General features: G+C 60.4%; 3 protein-coding genes. 2 read left to right on the top strand and 1 reads right to left on the bottom strand.

The features are described from left to right. The coding region (gene secD, locus H0V34_02845; protein ID MBA2490675.1) for a protein translocase subunit SecD at positions 1-983 on the top strand (983 nt) is incomplete at its 5' end. Positions 984-996: 13 nt separating this feature from the next. After that, a complete protein-coding gene (gene secF / locus H0V34_02840) occupies positions 997-1,932 on the top strand; it encodes a protein translocase subunit SecF (GenBank protein ID MBA2490674.1) in 936 nt (311 codons plus the stop codon). A 64-nt stretch (positions 1,933-1,996) separates the two neighbouring features. Here the strand turns inward: secF and H0V34_02835 are convergent. Then, the coding region (locus H0V34_02835) for an alginate export family protein (protein ID MBA2490673.1) at positions 1,997-2,711 on the bottom strand (715 nt) is incomplete at its 5' end.

Below are 2,711 nucleotides of genomic sequence, written 5' to 3'. Positions count from 1 at the left end.
CCGCCGAGGAGAGCGGGCGCGCGCCGCTGGGCACCGAACTCTATCAGGAGCGCGACGGCAACCCGGTGTTGCTCAAGAGCGACGTGATGCTGACCGGCGATTACATCACCGATGCGTCGTCTGGCATCGATTCGCAGACCAGCGGGCCGGCCGTGTTCATCACCTTGAACGGCGAGGGCGCGCGACTGTTCAGCGACGCCACCGGACAGAATGTCGGCAAGTTGATGGGTGTGGTGTTCATCGAAACCAAACCCGAAACCGTGCAGCGCGGCGGTCGCGAAGTGCAGGTGACGCGCACGGTGGAAGAAGTCATCAATGTGGCGCGCATTCAAGAGCAGCTCGGCCGGCGTTTCCAGATCACCGGCCTGGATTCGACCACGGAGGCGCGTGATCTGGCGCTGCTGCTGCGCGCGGGCGCGCTCGCCGCACCCATGACCATCGTCGAGGAGCGCACCATCGGCCCCAGCTTAGGCGCGCAGAACATCAAGGACGGCTTCATGTCGGTGGTCATTGGTTTTGTGCTGGTGGTGATCTTTATGACGGTTTATTACCGCGTGTTCGGTCTGATCGCGAGCGTGGCGCTGCTGGCGAACCTGATACTGCTGATCGGCATCATGTCCATCGTGCCGGGGCTGACCCTTACCTTGCCGGGTATCGCCGGCATCGTGCTTACGGTAGGCATGGCGGTGGACGCCAACGTGCTGATCAACGAGCGCATACGCGAGGAGTTGAGGAACGGCAATTCGCCGCAGTCCGCCATCAAGGCAGGGTATCACCGCGCGTTTGGCACCATCCTCGATTCCAATGTCACGACGCTGATCGCGGCGGTGGTGCTGTTCGGTTTCGGCACCGGGCCGATCAAGGGCTTTGCGCTGACGCTCACGATCGGACTCGCGTGCTCCATGTTTACCGCCATCATGGGCACCCGCGCGATTGTCAATCTGATTTACGGGCGCCGTCGCAAGCCGCGGCTCGCTATCTGAGGAGCGATTCGTCATGGAATTTCTAAAGAAAACGCCGACGATAGCATTCATGCGCTATCGGCGGGTCGCCATGTGGGTGTCGCTCACGGTGCTGGTCGTGTCAGTCGCATTGTTCGTCACGCGCGGCTTCAATTTCGGCATCGACTTTACCGGCGGCACCGTGATCGAAGTAGCCTATCCACAGGCGGTGGACCTGGGCGAGCTGCGTGAGACCCTGGAGGGCGCCGGTTTCGAAGACTCGATCGCGCATCACTTCGGCACGTCCAGCGAGGTGCTGATCCGCATTCCCCCGCGCGCGGGCGAGAATCCCGCGGAGCTCAGCGATCATGTGCTGGAGGCATTGCGCGCAAAAGACGCGGACGTGGAGATGCTGCGCGTGGAATTCGTCGGGCCGCAGGTGGGCGAGGAATTGCGCGAGCAGGGCGGTCTCGCGCTGCTTTATGCGCTGATCGGCATTCTGATCTACGTGTCCATGCGCTTCGAGTGGCGATTCGCGCTGGGCGCGGTCATCGCGCTGGTGCACGATGTCATCTTCACCCTGGCGGTGCTGTCCCTTTCAGGCTTGAGTTTTGATCTCAATGTGCTGGCAGCGGTGCTGACCATCATCGGTTACTCGCTGAACGACTCTATCGTCGTGTTCGATCGCATCCGCGAGAATTTCCGCAAGATCCGCAAACGATCGGTGGTGGAGATCGTGGATATCTCCATTAACGAGACTCTGGCGCGCACCATCATGACCGGCGTCTCGACCCTGCTGGTATTGTCGGCGCTTTACTTCCTGGGCGGTGAGGTGCTGGCGGCGTTCTCGTTCACGCTGATCGTGGGCATTCTGATCGGCACGTATTCGTCCGTTTATGTCGCGAGCACCTACGCGGTGCTGTTGGGCGTGAGCAAGGCGGACATGATGCCCGTCAAGAAGGAAGGGGAAGCGGTGGATAACCGGCCCTAAGCCATAAGCACCACGGTAAGCCTTTCGAGCCGCGGAAAAGAAACGTGCGGGCGCTTTGACGGGCTCAAAAGCCAAACTGCGCCTCGAAGCGGGCCAGAAAGCTGGGTTCGAAGGCCGGCGCGAAAGCTTGGCCGGGCATGAAGTAGCCGAGGTTCAAAGCGAGCTCTAAGCGCCTGTGTTCGTATCCGAGGATCAGATCAAGCTCGCTGCCCAAGTCTTTGCTCTTCCCGTTTGGGACGGCGTCGATGCCCGCGTCGCGCAAGCTGTCGGCGGCCTTGTGCTGGCGATAGTCGTGATAGACGAGATCGACATAGCTTTGCTCGGTTGGTGTGGTACCCGCGCCAACCGTAAAGATCGCGAGATTGCTAAGCTCAGGATCGAACAGCTCTCCGTAATACTTGAAGTCATCTTCATTGTTCTGCAGTCCGGTCTGCCTGAAGCTCCGGTCTACATCGTTATCCGGATCGCCGTCGCCGGTGCCGAATGCGTAGCCAAACGTGATGGATGGCGCCAGCGGTAGATCGAACTCGAATTTAGAGCCGAGATCGAAACCGTATCCTTCGACCTCAGCCGAACCGTTTCTTCCCCGCGCGTACGCGGCCTCAAGCCAGTATTCAAGGGCGTCAGTCAGCTCGCCACCTGAATGGATCCCGAACAGGATGGGACTGTCCTCCTCAGCCGACCGGTCATCGCGAACAACGACGTATGCCCCCGCGTTCAACTCCTCCGCGATCGAGTAAGTCCCGTAGGCGATGTAGTTGTTGGTTTGCTCCTCCTCA

Source organism: Gammaproteobacteria bacterium (genome assembly GCA_013696315.1).
Lineage (GTDB): Bacteria > Pseudomonadota > Gammaproteobacteria > JACCYU01 > JACCYU01 > JACCYU01.
The sequence above is the reverse complement of the archived record's forward strand: the minus strand, read 5'-3'. Positions and strand labels throughout refer to the sequence as shown.